We start from the raw sequence: 15,423 nt of genomic DNA, 5'->3' as shown, positions 1-15,423 counted from the left end.
AATGACTAACGATAAATTATTTTATTCCCATTATCTCAAGGAATATCATGCTGTAAAAGCGATATATCTTAAAACACTTTTAAGCAATCTTGAAAAGTTAAACAAGGAGTTAATCAAGTTTGAATTTGGTCAAAGTCTTACAAGCAACTCCAAATTCATAATTCAAGCCGATATGCGGCAAAATTATTTCCATTGCATAGAAACTTTCTTTGAGTTAACTTTCGCCTTTTTACCTAAGAACGGAATTATTCCGGATCACCACAAAATCATAAAGAGTCTGGTAAAATCCGACTGGAAAAAGAACTACAAATTGATTCAGGACATAGCAGAAGAAACACTTTCTTTAGACATATTTGATGAACATATAGATTTTTTAGGGTATAATATTTCCGTTGGTCAGTACTTATTCTATCCGGGGATGTTTGATCGCACGAAGTTTCCAGACGAGTTTTTTAAGCAAGTAAATAAAAGCATCATCGCCATAAAGGCCGGAATAAAGTCCCTTGCGATTGACTTTTCACAAAGGGATGAATATAATGCCTACAAACATGGTATAAGGATCTTTCCGACATACAGATCAATCCATATGGTTGATGCTGATACTATGGAGCAGCATATGGAATGGGATCTGTCTAACTCTGTTTCATATTACACATTCAATGACAAACTAAATGAAACTAAGATTACAACCAAAGTATTTGATTCCGAGCGAGATTTTTTAATGACTCGTTTAGGAAGCAATCTTATTTTCACCCTAATTAATTATCGTGACATCATGATCAACACAGAAGCCAGAAAAAAAGACGATAAAGTTGCTATCCGCTTTTTTGATCTAAATTCGGTAGAAAACTGTAAGCAACACCATGTGGATATCCAGGACATTGTTTTTTCTGAACAGATGATACCGAAACACGATAATGGCGAAATTATTAAAGCGAATAAATAAAAAAAGTACCGGATCGCATCTCATAAGTTAATTTCAAGTGTATTTTGCCATAAGCCGAAAGAATGGGCAGCCATGCCGTATTGGCAAATAGCTTTATCGATTCCTTTGATAACCTCCCATGGCGTCATCTTGCAAGTGTATTCCTCGCTTAATTGTTCTTTTACCTTGCAATTCGCAAATAATGGGCACTGGCACCTTGAATTAATAGCTTCACCGTCTTCCGAACATAATAAGTCATATAAAATCCTGTGCGACCAAATGGTACTTGCTGCATCAAAGTTCTTTATGAATTCGGCATCTTCAACTTCCGAAGTGGCCGAAACAGTTCTATATAAAACACCGTCTTTTAAATAAACGGGGGCGGGGTAACATTGAAAAAACAACGCAAATTCTTTCCAATTCATGATAAATGACATCGAAAAAAAAGTAGCTGAAGTTATTTCTTTTAACGCATAAACTGTTTCAATTTGATTTACATACCAGACCAATGCTTCCGATAGGTATTTTCTGCCTGGCCCACTCGACCACATTTTCAGGTCGGGAAGTATATTTTCCAAAGCTTCCTTGGTCGAGTAAGAGCACTTTTTTGTTGCTTTGTCGACAATTCCCAGCAGTTGTTCTCTTGTTCCACCGAAGTAAGTGAACTTTCCACCTTTCATTAACTCTAAAACTTCGAGAAAGACTGAAGTCGCTTGAACCGTATCTAGGCAAAGGTCAAGCAATAAAAATTTGGACTCCAGATCTATTTCTATTTTATTTTGTTCGAAAAGAAAATCACCAAACTTATATGGATAGCTCGGCAAGTTTTCACTATAAATCGAAAATTCAACTCCAGGCAATTTGTTTTCTGCTAATTGCTGCGCATAAAATGCTTGTATCTCTTGAAGGACAATCAAACCAAAAAACAATTTTTCTACGTGGCCGGATAGTTCAATTTCGTTAATCGCCAGCTTTTGCATCCGACCATCAAGTGAGATATCTTTTATAGTTAAATGCCTTTTAACAGAAAATATTTTAGAATAATCAATATCTAAAACAACAGTCGGGTCGCCACAATATAAATTGTAATACTTTCGAAATTTATTGATCGTTTCGCCATATTGGTCTCGATCAAGGGGTATACTTATTTTCCTTTGAGTTCCATCAGAAAAAATTCTAGTCATATTTACAACATCTCTCATCCATAGGGAAAATCCGAAAATAGACGATATTGTGGTTATATCCTGAATATAGTGGCAATACTCATGAACAAAGGCTGGCATGTCTTTTTGCTCAAAAAATTTATCGGCAATAGTCAGATTAGAAATATCAATTGAAAAGGTTCCGGCTTTGTAAGCGGCAAAATTATGTAGTGGCATATAGTAAATCTAGTAAAGATTACGAACTTGTTTTGCTGTTTAAATTAAAATTGCAGCAATAATGATTATGGAATCTCAACTAACGCACGCGTGCAACATTCATCCACCGCTACCGCAAGGGTCCACCCTTGTGGTAGGCATGCTAAGTACGTGCGATGCATACCCCCCCCCCCGCTACCGCAAGGGTCCACCCTTGTGGTCCGCATGCTAAGTATACGCCAGGCATAGCAGCCATGCTCCCGCTGTTCGAAGTCTTTAGCTTATGGTTGGTGTTATCACCACGCCATATTTGCAATCAATTCGTCCTATACGCCGCCACGTTATACAAAATCCGTAAGGTTATTTATATTCACAAAATATTCACCAACCTTTCCACCATCTATGAAAAAGCTGTTTACATTAATTACCCTATTTACACTGGCGCAAAATGCAACAGCACAAGAAAAAGAGCTGAGACGCATCGCTGACAGCATTTACACAGAGGGGGATATGCTCTATCGTTCTGAATGGGCATCAGGACATAGTACACAAATCTTCGCCTCCAACTTCGGAGGGAAGAAGCTTTTATCTGGTGGATATTTTTCTTATGAGATTAATAAAGAAATGACCACTATCTTTTTTTCTAAAAATGAGGATCCAGTAGTATTAGCGACAGTTAAGTTCGATCATGGTTTAGATTCGTCCAAATACAGGATAGATACTAATACAAGAAAATTCACCGAAAATGAAAAAGAATTCTATACCATCCGGTCAAAAGCTGCACAGGCTGTTTTAAACGATACACTTTTTAAATTTTATCAACATACCAGTTTAAATCTGGTTCCTATTATAAAAAATGGGACAAAAAAGGTATATATCATCACTGCGCAAACTGTACCGGATGAAGTATTATTAGGAAATGATTACTTGATCAATTTCGATAAAGACAATGATATAATTAAAAAAGCAAAACTTCATAACAATCTTATCCCCTTGGGAACTGGCGGTAGCGACCCGATAAAAGCATCCTCACATCAACATTTAGGTGAAACAAGTCCTTTTATTACCGCGACAGATATTTGTGCATTTAAATTATGGAAGGCAAAGACAACTTGGGTGATCTCTTTTGTTGTCTCAATTGGATATGTATCTGCATGGCACTTTCGCGATGAATTTTTAGAAATTCTAACCCAAGACGAATGGCAAAAAACAATGAAAAACAAATAGCATAAAGCTACCCACGCACTTTAAATTCGCTGCGTGTGGTCGGTGTTATCACCGCACCACTTCCAGTTGGCCTCTCGGAAACCCGGTGTTGCATTGATTTGCAACTAAAGCATTTGTAAAATACAAGCTTTGGCTGGTGCGGTGATAACGCCGACCAGAAACTAAACGGGACTATTCAATTGGTATGGGAGGCCACTAAGGGCAAAGAGACGATTAAAGTGCTGTACTATTTTTTTTGAGCTTCTTTTAAAAAGAAATCTGTCATTTTATGAAAAGTATTTTCATTGAATGTAATCGGTCCGTGCTGACCTTGAGGAACAGAAATAAACTCAGTTAATATTCCCTGTTCTTTCAATGCTTTGGCAAAAAGCTCACTTTGGCAATAAGGTACAACATGATCAGCATCGCCATGAATTACCATAAAATGAGGATCCGTTTTGTCCAGAAAGGTGATGGGGTTGAGCAGGGCTATCATATCAAGATTATCAACCGGATTGCCTCTAATAAGCGCACCTTCGGGAGAGTCGGCTCCTTTAGGTTTCTTACACTCATCCATCAGCGCCATGTCGATAGGGCCAAACCAATCAACTACCGCATTCACAGAACTGCTGGCTGCGGTATAATTTCCTACGTTTCCCTCTATGTCAACCTTCACTTTCCCCACTGTAAATTCTTTAACAGAATTTGATGTTCCGGCGAGCGAGGCAAGATGTCCACCTGATGAATAGCCTGTAATGCCAATAAATGAAGCATCAATTTGATATTTACCAGCATTTGCCCTTATATATCGTACCGCAGCTTTCACATCATTGATTTGGGCTGGGTAAGGAGCATCGCCACTTGACCTGTGGTTAATGGCTATAACCGCAAAACCGCTGTCGAGCAATGGTTTTCCAAGGGCATCAAACGCAGCTTGTTTCAAATTATTGCCATACCATGCGCTACCGTATATTACAATAATTGCCTTATAGGTGGGTTTTGCTACGTTAGGCAAATGGATGTCGAGGTTATGATACTCTTTGCCATCATCGGCATAATTCAAATTGAGCCATTGCTTAACCGGAACAATTACGCTATCTTTTTGAGTGGTTTCTTTTGTTAATTGTTGATTTTTTTTGCAGTTAAAAAAAAATATAATAAGAACTGAAAAGGCTAATTTTAAAGTGGTCATTTAGTATAATTTAGATCAAAAATATTACTATTATTCCGTATGCTCAGGCTTCACCCAAAATAAAATAAGCCTGTTGTTCATAGAGTTCCCCTCGCTACCGCAGGTCCACCTTTGTGGTCCGCGTGCTAAGTATAGGCCATGCATAACCGCCATGCACAGCCCAGAGATTGCTTCGTTCCTCGCAATGACATGGTGGTGATAACACTTAGTATAATACCCAAAAAGCCACCTAAGTCGGGGCTTGTCAACGTAAGCGCTTCTGACAGCGGCTAACCTCGTTGTCCGTAGAGTTCTCTGCCTTCAAATTACGATGCCCGTAGTCTCCACACTAAGGGCCCTATTCCCGCTTCCATAATCAGTAGCAAAAAAGCCGTCATACAATGCTTGTTTAAAAATCGGGATAAGGAAGATACCTTATGGAAAAAGGCTAACGTTTTGTACTATCTTTATTTTGATGAAAGAACGTATACAGTCGATAGACATTGTGCGCGGATTAATCATGATTATCATGACGCTTGACCATACCCGCGATTTTTTGCACCTGGCCGGGCCGCCCCCGCTTGATGTACAGCGCACCACGGTGATACTGTTTTTTACGCGCTGGATAACACATTTTTGCGCACCCACCTTTGTTTTTTTGAGCGGCGTATCGGCATGCCTTGCCGCTCAGCGCCGAACAACCGGCCAGATGACCACTTTTTTACTAAAACGAGGTGCCTGGCTCATATTATCCGACCTGGCAATTATCAGCCTCATCTTTAGCTTCGATGTGCATTACCATTTCCCGGTGCTGGAGGTTTTATGGGCCATTGGCTTTGGCATGATTGTTTTGGCCTTGCTAATTCGCGCTCCTAAACAAATTATAGCTGTGGTTGCAATACTGATTATTGCCGGCCATAATTTACTCGACAACGTTGATTTGCCAAAGAGCGGCATACCTGGCAACCTTATTACGCTATTACTGAATGGCGTAGGGGCATTGATCCCTATCGGCGCCAACCGGTTTATATTTGCTATTTATGCCGCCATCCCGTGGACGGGGGCTTTATTGTTAGGCTACGTTTTTGGCCATCTTTACAAAAAGGGCTATAACGCGGCAAAGCGGCAGAAAATATTAAAGATTTCGGGCTGCGCCCTGATTGTGCTGTTTGTTACCCTGCGCGTCATCAATCATTACGGCGACCCTGCACCCTGGGCCGTTCAGCGGAATACGGCGCATACCCTGCTTTCGTTCCTGAACGGGAGAAAGCAAACGCCCTCGCTCCTGTTTATGTTGATGACGCTTGGGCCGGTATTGCTATTGTTGTCGGTTACCGAGGGCATAAGCAACCGCGTTACCCGGTTTTGCACTGTATATGGAAATGTGCCTTACTTTTATTTTATAGCACATTTGGTGTTGCTGCGCATAATCAATGTAGCGGGCGTTGTAATCGCCCGCACTCCGTTTGACTTTCAGAAGCCTGCACCGGTATGGGCCGCGCCGGGTTTCGGTATTCCGCTTTGGGGGGTGTACCTGTGCTGGATAACCGTTATTGCGCTGATGTATTACCCCTGCCGTCAGTATGGCCGGTATAAGCAAACACACAGCGGGTGGTGGTTATCGTATATATAGGACTGGGATATCTGGTTGTCGCAAATCAGCAAAAACCGCCCAGGTAGGCCATGCCTGACAGTTGCCAACTACAGTAATAAGGGATCGAAGTCAGACAATCGAACAGCATAGAAATGACAAGGTCAATAAATAAACTACATCAACAACGCCTTCCAGGCATCCATTACCCGGCCGTTTTCTAACAATTGCTTAGCTTTTAAATGCAGGTGTTGGGTGCGGGTTTCACCGATGGTAGCATCAGCCAGTTGTTTCATTTCATCGGTTTCACTAAAAGCTTTTACCTCCGCATCAGATGGCAGCGTTTCAACAAGTCCCAATAATCCCAGGTTATTCCCGGTTAATACTGTGGAGTATTTAACCTCTTTGGGGAAAGCATCTACGCCGATACCTATTCCGGCACTGCCTGTTGGTTTAGCAATTTTAAATAAGTTATCGCTGGTTACCCTGCAATACCAATCGCCGCCTAAACGGGCCACCAGGTCTATTTTATGCGGGTCTATTTTGCCATTAGCATCCAAAATAGCTTCATTGATATGCATCCGTTTCACCTCGGCAATCACCAAATTACCTGCGCCCCCGTTTTTTCCTAACGATATCACATCATTCACTACACATTCCAATTGAACGGTGGATTCCGCTACCCTCGGTGGCTTTACCGTCTCCGAAGCCAATTCAGTAAAACCCGCTTTCGAAAATTCATTTACGCCTTTTTGGTAATCCAGACTGGTTAAATAGGTTTGTTGAACCATATCATAGTTCACAATATTTATCACACATTCAGGTACTTCCAAAACGTTTTCAAGCGTGTGTTTAGTGGTATTGTCCCGCGCCCTGCTTGTGGGCGAAAAAACACATATTGGTGGATTGATACTAAAAACATTAAAAAAACTAAACGGACTTAAATTAACCTGGCCATTTTTGTCGATAGTGGATACAAAGCATATTGGCCGGGGTGCAATGGCATGGTGCAAATAAGCCTGCATTTCGGCCGGTGTTAACGATGATGCATCAATAGTTTTTAACTTCATTCAAATTTTTATTTAAAGCTTATTCAGCCTGACAGCTATTTTCTTTCGTCCCTGTTAAATAATAAACCAAAATATAGTTCCATTTGCCCCATTATCTGTTACACCAATTTGCCCGCCATGAGCTGCTATAATTTGGGACGAAATATATAAACCCAATCCAATACCTGAGTATTTATGGGATGTATTTTCAACCCTGAAAAATCTGTCGAAAATATTATCTTTTTTATCGTCCGGAATTCCAATTCCCAGGTCGGCTACACTTAGTTTGATCTTTCCATTATCCTCAGGGCTGATATTTACTTCTACTAAGGTGTGCTCTGGCGAGTATTTAAAAGCATTTGTCAGGAAGTTGCATAACACCTGGTCAATCCGGTTGTAATCTGCAAATACCGTCAGGTTTTCATCTCCCTGTATAGTAACCGGGTGCCTTCCATCCACCGATTGGCATTGCTCAACACATTCGGCAGCCATTTTCATAATATTGAAGTCTTCTTTGTGTAATTGCAGCTGTCCGGCCTGTATACGGGTTACATCAAGTAATTCATCAATTAAACTGGTAAGCTTATTTATTTGTTTGGATGAACGGTGTACAAAAGGCGCAATAACTGCCAGCTCGTCATTTTGGGCCAGAATTCGCTCGAGCACCTGTAAAGATGCTTTTACGGTAGTTATCGGTGTTTTTAACTCATGGCTTGCTATACTCATAAATTCGTCTTTTTTTGCCATCAAATCTTCTGCGGCCTTTGTCAGTACCTGCTGGTGACGGCTTTCTTCTTCCGCCTTTTTCCGTTCCTCAATTTCTGCCTCCAATTCGCCGAGTGTTCTTAACCGGTAAATCATCGGAAGCAATCTGTATAATGCAAAAACCGTAAACACAGATATAATTGCAGTGAATAACCTGACCAAGGCACTAACGCGGTAAGCCGGCCACCAAAATATAATGGCATCTAATAAATGGGTAGTGCCACACAACAGGATAAAACCGATAAAAAGCCAAAGTATTTTAGGAAAAGGGATATCCTTCCGTTTACTGATAATCCGAAAAAGCAGGAAGGGGATTGCGAAGTATGCTGCCCAGATAGCTATGTCTGACAATATATATAACCATCCATGAAAATCTGACCAGTTGCCGCAATGCCATCTTGCGGGCCAATCGGCAGTATCAAAAAGTTTTGCAAAAAAACTTTTTACCTGGCTTATAAATCCGTCTTTGCCCAAATCAGGCTGTATGCGGTGAGCATAACATGATGGGCCACACTTTACGGGCACTTTATTTACCAGGCTTACCTTATCTTTCATATCGAAAAAATATTTCTGTTAACGGAACTAAAGATAGTATTCCCGCCGATTTTTCCAATGGCCGTTAAGCCATTTTAGCTTCTGGTTGGTGTTATCGGAGCACCGGCCAAAGCTATTATTTTACCCGCTTCGACTCCGACTTCGAATTACGATATCCGTAGTCTCCAGACTACAGGGTGCCTAAACAATCAATACCGCGTAATTTAGATGTGATTGCATATAACCAGGTAAACCAGATCAGGCCCAACAGGGTTACGGTAGTTGCAAACTACAGTCATAAGGGAGCGAAGTCAGAGAATCGAACAGCAGGCGTGCCCACAATCACAACGGAAAATTTTACCTCCTCATTTTGCATTGACCCGGAAGCCATATTGTTAAATTTTGTTTTAAATCAACTTTTAACGATATTTGCTATTATGAAAGCAGTAAAAAAAGCAACTACAGGCATGTCTGTCAGCGGTAAAAAGGCTGCTGACCAAAAGACGAATCCATTCGTTAAATTAATGGAAGACAAGAAACGTATTACACAAGCAGTAAAAAATAAGGTTTCTTTGGCAACTCTTAAGGATATTAAGTTTGTCCGCCCGCTATGAGATAGCACCGGGCGACGACGGAGCCTCCTATCGGTTTACTACTATCTCCGGCTTAACTTATATAGCGTATTTTACCGAGTTTTTCATGATGAATGAGGATCAAGAGGAAATTACAACCTATTCTTTTGGTTTTACGTGTGACCGTATGGAGGATATCCAGCGACATGATACCCGAGTTAAACAAACCATTATTTATATAATACAGGACTTTTTTGATAACCAGCCTGAAGATGTCCTTTTGTATATGTGTATGACCGACGACGGCCGCGCGCGAAATCGTCATATTGCATTTGGCCGATGGTTTAGAGATGTTAATGAAAGTCTCGAAAAGCATAACTTCATTTATCGTGACGATAACAGCGAATTTTATAGTTCGATCCTTTTAAAAACAACTAATCCGAATAAAAAACGATTTATAGACGCGTTTTATTTTACCAACCAATACTGGGCCGATTGAAGCCTGAAGAGAATTTAATATTAAACAACCCACTTAGCGCAACCCTTGAACGACCGAACGGTGGGCTGATGACTTGTGATCATTTAATCGTTTAACGATCACAAGTCCCCCTGCACAAGGTCCAATACAGCAGACTTGCGCTAAATGGTGATGATTTTAAATTAAAAAAGCCGCCCTGCTAACAGGGCGGCTCATACATGTACTTTTATGTCAGGTGTTGCATCACATTGGTGATATTCGGTGTAATGCCGTTTTGCATTTTCTTATTTGGTAATCCAGATTTTAGTGCTGGTCAGATCACTACCACCGGTTGCTGCTTTCCAGTTGGCCGTGTTCAGTTGCGCTTCATCGGCCGGATATTGGTAACGTTGTAAGCTGCCATAATTTTGTTTATAGCCCGCCGGGTTATTGGTATCCATTGGTGTTGCGCCGCTAGTTCTTCTTAGCAGGGTCCACGCTAACCAGGGCTGGCGAAACATATCAACCCATTCCTGCGCATAGATCTGGCTAAGTGCATTTGTGGAGTTAAAGGCAACTTTGGGGTTGGCCAATATAGCGTTGATAGTTGCAGTAGATGGTGTTTCTGAAGTAGGTTTGTTTACAACCCAAACGGATGAATTGTACGCCACACTATTCCAAAAGGTAAGTGATGCGGTAACGCCTGCATTATATTCACTTTGTGCCGACGATGTGCTTTGCGCTACACCCGCAACGCCACGTGCATAAACTTCAGCTTTTAAAAAGTGTACCTCGGCCGGTGTAATGAAAATTTCAGGACATGCACCTGTTGAGCCGGCAACAACTCCATCCCTGCCCCAGTAATAATTATAATCGGAATACAAATTGCCATCTTTATGAGCTGCCCAACCTTTATTATCAGCATCTCTTTCGGTGTTATAAGGGTCGCCGCCATCTGTTATAGGCGTAACCGGGTTTTGTGGATAAGGCACCCAATTACCTGCCCCGTTAACTTCAAAAAATATTTTACACCTTAAGTCAAATATCCCGCTGCCGTCGGTATTGTTATTGCTGCTGAATAAGTTCCATAGGGTGCTGCCCATTCTTGCGCGGCTTTCCTGGTGGAAGAAGAAACCCCTTCCTGCTCCGTCAATATCAAAGGATATGCCCGGAATATTAGCTTGTTTAAAGCCAACAACATCGGTAAGCGGGTTGCTGGATAGCTTGGTTATGGCATCGGCTATTATTGGCGCCGCATCTGTATTGTCTTTATCATACATGGTAAGCGCGTAGCGCAAACGCAGCGAATTGGCAAACGCTTTCCATTGGCCGATATCGTTGTTTAAAAGAAATTCCGAACCAAACGAAAACTGGGTACTGCTGGTAGTAAAGTGGTTTGCAGCCCAGGTAAGATCGGCCAGGCAGGATAAATATACAGCCTGCTGTTTATCATACGGCACTTTAAGATCGGCAGTAGAGCCCGAAAATGCCTTTCCTGCTTTAGAATATGGCATATCGCCATATAGGTTGGATACTTCAAGCGCCTCGTAAGCCCGCAATACTTTTACCATACCTATAGCATTAGTGTATGTTGCCGAATCGGGACTGCTGGCCATAGTGGCAAGCATTTGATCCATAGCCGGTAAATTGGAGTAAAACAAGCTCCAGTTTTGTCCTTCTACAAAACCGAAATCCGATACGGCGTATACAGCGCCCAATTGGGTTACAGGGTATAGCCATCTTGCTTCGGCCCAGTTGCCTATGTTAGCCGCACGATCCAGGTTAGCCCCGATACCCGTGTAAAGCTGTTGCAAGGTGGCCGATGCCGGACCGCTATAAGGCGCGTTTTCCTTTTGAAAATTCTTGGTACATGACGCAAGAACTGCAGTAATGAACAATGTAGTAGTTACCACCATTGCCCATTGTTTTATATCATGATACTTAATCATAAGTTTCGTTCTTAATTTTTAACAATCCTATTAAAATCCCGCTTTTACCGAAAAACCGTAGGAGCGTACGCCAGGTAAGCCACCAAACTGAATACCCTGAACGTTTCCTGTACCTACAACACTTTCAGGGTTTATCCTGTCGGGCAATGTATTGAACAGGTAAAACAGGTCGCGGCCGATTAACGATACCGACAGGTTTTGGAGCAACTTTGTTTTTTGTACAAATTCTTTCGGCAGGTTATAAGTGATTGATACCTCACGCAGCTTACCCCATGAATCATTGAATATAGAGTTGGTACGTACAATAGGATCATTATCCCATGATTGGTAATTACCAGCGTATTTCCACCAGGCATTTACAACATTGGTGTTTGGTGTATAGGTACCCGCTGTTGAGCCCTGTACCACGCCAGGTAAAATTACACCAACGTTGGCCTTTGTTCCGTCGGGATAAGTATAAGCTAAGCCGTGTCCGTCCCTTTCGTAAACAGTTTCAGGGGCCATACCCTGCCCCATAAGGGTAGCGTAATCGCCAGACCAGATCTGTCCGCCCACCTTAAAGTCTGTCAGAACATATAAGCTGAAGTTTTTGTAACGGAAACTCTGCGAAATACCGCCAGTCAGTTTTGGCGTAGCATCGCCTATTTTAACCAAATTGTCTGATGTGGCGTATTGTGAGCCCAGTACTGGGCCATTTCCGGTGTTTGTGCCATCAGCGTATATCAGGTTAACAATTTTTTGGCCATTTGGTGCATATTTGTAATCGGACCCGTAAATGCTGCCATAATTTTGGCCTACATCAACTTTCATCAAAACCCCGTTGCTGCCAAACCATGAACCTAACTGCAATGAGTTGAGCCCTGGCTCCAGCGCAATAACTTTATTTTGATTATGTGCCGCGTTTAAAGTTACGTTCCATGAAAAATCACTTGATTTAATCACCTTTGCATTCACGGTTAATTCAAAGCCCCTGTTGCGTAATGCGCCGGAGTTTATTAAAACGTTTGGAACACCTGATGAACCAGCTACTGGGATTGTTATTTCCTGGTTGTCTGAGTAGGTGTTATAGTAAGTGAAATTCACATCCAACCGGTCGTTAAAAAAACCCAGGTCGGGCCCGATTTCAAAAGACCGGGAACGTTGCGGTTGTATGTTGGTAGGGTACGAACTTGGCAAATTCAACCCGCTTGTGAAACCTGGCGTGCTTGAAGTTGGGCGGTAGGTAAATCCGTTTTGATAAGGCAAATAGGCATTTGCACTTTTGGCCTCGCTTACACGTATCTTTCCGTAAGTGAACCAGCTTTTTACCGAACTCATATCAAACGCATCTGTAAACACAAAGCTTAAACTTGCCGATGGGTAAAAATAACTCCAGTTTGTTGGGCGCAGGGTAGACGACCAGTCATTTGTTCCTGCCAGATCCAAAAACAGGTAATTTTTGTAAGAAAGATTAAGCAAGCCATAAACTGTATTTATTTGCTGCACATACCTGTTTTCAGACGCATTAAGTGCCGTTGTTGAATTGCCGGCGTAATTGCTCAGGTTAAATAAAAACGGGTAATTAAATGGCCCTGGGTTAGTTTGAGCAATGTCATACATGTTCCGGTAGTAGTGCCTTGCACCTACAGAAAGACTGGCATTAAAATCGGGAAGTAAACTGGTTTTATGAAATATCAAACGACCATCGAGGTTGTTGGTTGCATTTTTGGCCAGGTCATATCCGTAGCTGCCAATTAACCCTGCGGCATCTGTAGGATAATTTTTAGTTACATACTCGTTGGTGTAATAATCCAAACCAACGTTGCCCACTGCCTTTAACCAGGGTGTAACTTCGGCATTTAATGATATGGAGCCCACAAACTGGTTTTGTGTAAGCGTGGTAATATCATTAAATGTATTCCACCAGTAATACTGCTGACCATACTCAAACGGCGATTGCTTTAGTATAGGATTTTGTGATCCGTCGGCCAACGTAGTCAGCCCTCTTTCAATCGGCTTATAATCTGCAGGCAAGTTGTACACAGTCATATAACCCAGGCCGATATTACCCGCCCCTCCGTTTTCACCGTATATATTTGGTGGATTAAATTTGGTCAGGTTAATATAACTGGCTGTAGCGTCAACCTTAACTTTGGGGCTGATATTTATCGATGAGCCTATATTAAATGTATTGGTGGCATTATTACTATTGTAAGTAATAGCCTCATTTGTTGATCGTGTGTAGGAAACGCGCAGGGTACCAAGTTCCCCACCGCCCGAAAGGGCAATGTTATGGGTTTGTGTATTACCGGTTCTGTAAAAGCTTTTGAAAATATTTGAATTACCGGTATAAGGCCTGGTTGTACCATCCCACCAAACAAGCGGCTGCCCTTCCATTTTAGGCCCCCATGATGCACCATCGCCGGGAAAACCAATATAATTATAAAACGGCCCGCCGGCGGCACTGGTAACACCCGGGCTAACATAAGCCCCTGGTATGTTGCCCAGAGAGCCATACGGGTCGCCGCCTATCTGTTCCTGCCTGTTTTTACCATTGGCATCTTTATAAAAGAAAGGATTTGCCGAGTAAAGGTCTTCTGTCATCCCGTTACCGTATTCACTTTGCGTTTTTATAAAACGATAAGGATCATTAGCGCGATAGGTGTAGCCATAATCAACACCAAAACCTTTCTTTTTGTTGCCTTTTTTAGTTACGATAAGTATTACGCCGTTGGCGCCGCGTGCACCATATAACGCTGCCGCAGTTGGGCCCTTCAATACATCCAGGCTTTCAATATCATCAGGGTTAAGGCTGTTTAAAAAAGATCCGTTATCTACCGGCGGTTGCGAAACGTCGGTACCGCCGTTACTGAGTGATAAGGCATCATTGAAAGACTGTACTCCCCCTTTTGGCTGTACAGGTTCATTATCAATAATAACATTATCAACCACTATCAGCGCCTGGTTGTTCCCGGCCAGATTGTTATTACCCCTGATAACTATGCGGTTTGAAGAACCTTCCACACCGTTTGGCTGGGTAATATTCAAGCCTGCTATTTTACCCATTAAGCCCGATGCTATATTTGGCGGGTTAACTTTATTCATATCAGCACCTGATATTGTCTGAGCGGCGTAGCCTAACGATCTTGCTTCGCGTTTTATACCCAAAGCGGTAACAACTACTTCATTTAACGAACCTGCGCTTTTTTTCAGTTCGATAACTAAATTTGTACTGGTGCCTACTTTTATTTCCTTGCCTTCATAGCCAACATACCTTATTATTAAAATGTCGCCTGCCGACGCGTTCAAGCTAAAGTTACCATTTACATCGGTTTGCGTGCCATTGGTTGTTCCCTTCAGGCCGACGGAAGCGCCGGGAAGAGGCATCCCGGTTGAATCAACTACTTTTCCGGTAATAGGCGGAGCTTCATCCGCCGCGTCTTTTTTTAATTTTTGCTCGTACCGGATCAATATGGTTTTGTCGTCGATACTGTAAGTCAGCGATTGACCATGCAGCACCTTATCTAAAACATCGGCCAATGGCGTGTTTATAAAATCAACGGCCTGCGGCTGGATGTTTTTAATTTTATTGGATGCAACAAGAACATTATAGCCAGTTTGCTTCCTGATCTCCTTGAAAATTTGTTCAAGAGAAGCGGAATTATTTTTGTAGGTAATTTTCTGAGCAATGCTCATTGCGCTAACATGTAAGATGGTAACCGTCAAAATAATAGAGGTAAGTCTCATAATCAGCAGGAATTTGCGGATATACCCCTTCCGGGTACAAAAAAATCCGTTGAACTTTTTATACATTTGAATGTCTGTTTTACGTGAAATATTGGTTCAAAGCAATTTTATCGTTTGCCG

Annotated in this window: 11 protein-coding genes; 5 read left to right on the top strand and 6 right to left on the bottom strand. The window is 41.9% G+C overall.

The window, feature by feature from the left end:
* Position 1: 1 nt before the first annotated feature.
* On the top strand, positions 2 to 946 hold the full coding sequence (locus AC1RM2_RS25860; RefSeq protein ID WP_492988000.1) for a hypothetical protein: 945 nt from the start codon (positions 2 to 4) through the stop codon (positions 944 to 946).
* A gap of 20 nt (positions 947 to 966) precedes the next feature.
* Here AC1RM2_RS25860 and AC1RM2_RS25855 read toward each other — a convergent pair whose 3' ends face one another.
* Positions 967 to 2,304 (bottom strand): hypothetical protein, encoded by a 1,338-nt coding sequence (locus AC1RM2_RS25855; protein ID WP_492987999.1) that lies wholly within the window; start codon positions 2,302 to 2,304, stop codon positions 967 to 969.
* 381 nt (positions 2,305 to 2,685) lie between these two features.
* Between AC1RM2_RS25855 and AC1RM2_RS25850 the strand changes: the two genes are divergently transcribed.
* Positions 2,686 to 3,510, top strand: a complete 825-nt coding sequence (locus AC1RM2_RS25850; protein ID WP_492987998.1) for a hypothetical protein — start codon at positions 2,686 to 2,688, stop codon at positions 3,508 to 3,510.
* Between the two features lie 226 nt (positions 3,511 to 3,736).
* Here the strand turns inward: AC1RM2_RS25850 and AC1RM2_RS25845 are convergent, their stop codons facing one another.
* Positions 3,737 to 4,681, bottom strand: a complete 945-nt coding sequence (locus tag AC1RM2_RS25845; RefSeq protein ID WP_492987997.1) for a prolyl oligopeptidase family serine peptidase — start codon at positions 4,679 to 4,681, stop codon at positions 3,737 to 3,739.
* A gap of 454 nt (positions 4,682 to 5,135) precedes the next feature.
* Between AC1RM2_RS25845 and AC1RM2_RS25840 the strand changes: the two genes are divergently transcribed.
* Positions 5,136 to 6,293 carry an acetyltransferase domain-containing protein gene (locus AC1RM2_RS25840; RefSeq protein ID WP_492987996.1) on the top strand — a complete coding sequence of 386 codons (1,158 nt, stop codon included), beginning with the start codon at positions 5,136 to 5,138 and terminating at the stop codon, positions 6,291 to 6,293.
* Between the two features lie 134 nt (positions 6,294 to 6,427).
* Here the strand turns inward: AC1RM2_RS25840 and AC1RM2_RS25835 are convergent, their stop codons facing one another.
* Positions 6,428 to 7,321 carry a flavin reductase family protein gene (locus tag AC1RM2_RS25835; protein ID WP_492987995.1) on the bottom strand — a complete coding sequence of 298 codons (894 nt, stop codon included), beginning with the start codon at positions 7,319 to 7,321 and terminating at the stop codon, positions 6,428 to 6,430.
* A 54-nt stretch (positions 7,322 to 7,375) separates the two neighbouring features.
* On the bottom strand, positions 7,376 to 8,620 hold the full coding sequence (locus tag AC1RM2_RS25830; RefSeq protein ID WP_492987994.1) for a sensor histidine kinase: 1,245 nt from the start codon (positions 8,618 to 8,620) through the stop codon (positions 7,376 to 7,378).
* A 416-nt stretch (positions 8,621 to 9,036) separates the two neighbouring features.
* Here AC1RM2_RS25830 and AC1RM2_RS25825 point away from each other — a divergent pair, with 416 nt between their 5' ends.
* Both AC1RM2_RS25825 and AC1RM2_RS25820 read left to right on the top strand, forming a co-directional pair.
* On the top strand, positions 9,037 to 9,213 hold the full coding sequence (locus AC1RM2_RS25825) for a hypothetical protein (RefSeq protein ID WP_492987993.1): 177 nt from the start codon (positions 9,037 to 9,039) through the stop codon (positions 9,211 to 9,213).
* Positions 9,197 to 9,670, top strand: coding sequence for a DUF6169 family protein (locus AC1RM2_RS25820; protein ID WP_492987992.1), 474 nt, complete (start codon positions 9,197 to 9,199; stop codon positions 9,668 to 9,670). The genes AC1RM2_RS25825 and AC1RM2_RS25820 overlap by 17 nt, the downstream gene beginning before the upstream one ends.
* A gap of 263 nt (positions 9,671 to 9,933) precedes the next feature.
* Here the strand turns inward: AC1RM2_RS25820 and AC1RM2_RS25815 are convergent, their stop codons facing one another.
* Positions 9,934 to 11,577 (bottom strand): SusD/RagB family nutrient-binding outer membrane lipoprotein, encoded by a 1,644-nt coding sequence (locus AC1RM2_RS25815; RefSeq protein ID WP_492987991.1) that lies wholly within the window; start codon positions 11,575 to 11,577, stop codon positions 9,934 to 9,936.
* Between the two features lie 30 nt (positions 11,578 to 11,607).
* Positions 11,608 to 15,369 (bottom strand): SusC/RagA family TonB-linked outer membrane protein, encoded by a 3,762-nt coding sequence (locus AC1RM2_RS25810; protein ID WP_492987990.1) that lies wholly within the window; start codon positions 15,367 to 15,369, stop codon positions 11,608 to 11,610.
* Positions 15,370 to 15,423: the final 54 nt, after the last annotated feature.

The organism is Mucilaginibacter sp. GW822-FHT03E02 (assembly GCF_058801545.1).
Note: the sequence above shows the minus strand (reverse complement) of the source record. Positions and strands in the feature narration are given on the sequence as shown.

Excerpts from the sequence above, each read along its gene's own strand:
- AC1RM2_RS25860 (WP_492988000.1), top strand. The coding sequence starts at position 2 with ATGACTAACGATAAATTATTTTATTCCCATTATCTCAAGGAATATCAT.
- AC1RM2_RS25855 (WP_492987999.1), bottom strand. The coding sequence starts at position 2,304 with ATGCCACTACATAATTTTGCCGCTTACAAAGCCGGAACCTTTTCAATT.
- AC1RM2_RS25850 (WP_492987998.1), top strand. The coding sequence starts at position 2,686 with ATGAAAAAGCTGTTTACATTAATTACCCTATTTACACTGGCGCAAAAT.
- AC1RM2_RS25845 (WP_492987997.1), bottom strand. The coding sequence starts at position 4,681 with ATGACCACTTTAAAATTAGCCTTTTCAGTTCTTATTATATTTTTTTTT.
- AC1RM2_RS25840 (WP_492987996.1), top strand. The coding sequence starts at position 5,136 with ATGAAAGAACGTATACAGTCGATAGACATTGTGCGCGGATTAATCATG.
- AC1RM2_RS25835 (WP_492987995.1), bottom strand. The coding sequence starts at position 7,321 with ATGAAGTTAAAAACTATTGATGCATCATCGTTAACACCGGCCGAAATG.
- AC1RM2_RS25830 (WP_492987994.1), bottom strand. The coding sequence starts at position 8,620 with ATGAAAGATAAGGTAAGCCTGGTAAATAAAGTGCCCGTAAAGTGTGGC.
- AC1RM2_RS25825 (WP_492987993.1), top strand. The coding sequence starts at position 9,037 with ATGAAAGCAGTAAAAAAAGCAACTACAGGCATGTCTGTCAGCGGTAAA.
- AC1RM2_RS25815 (WP_492987991.1), bottom strand. The coding sequence starts at position 11,577 with ATGATTAAGTATCATGATATAAAACAATGGGCAATGGTGGTAACTACT.
- AC1RM2_RS25810 (WP_492987990.1), bottom strand. The coding sequence starts at position 15,369 with ATGTATAAAAAGTTCAACGGATTTTTTTGTACCCGGAAGGGGTATATC.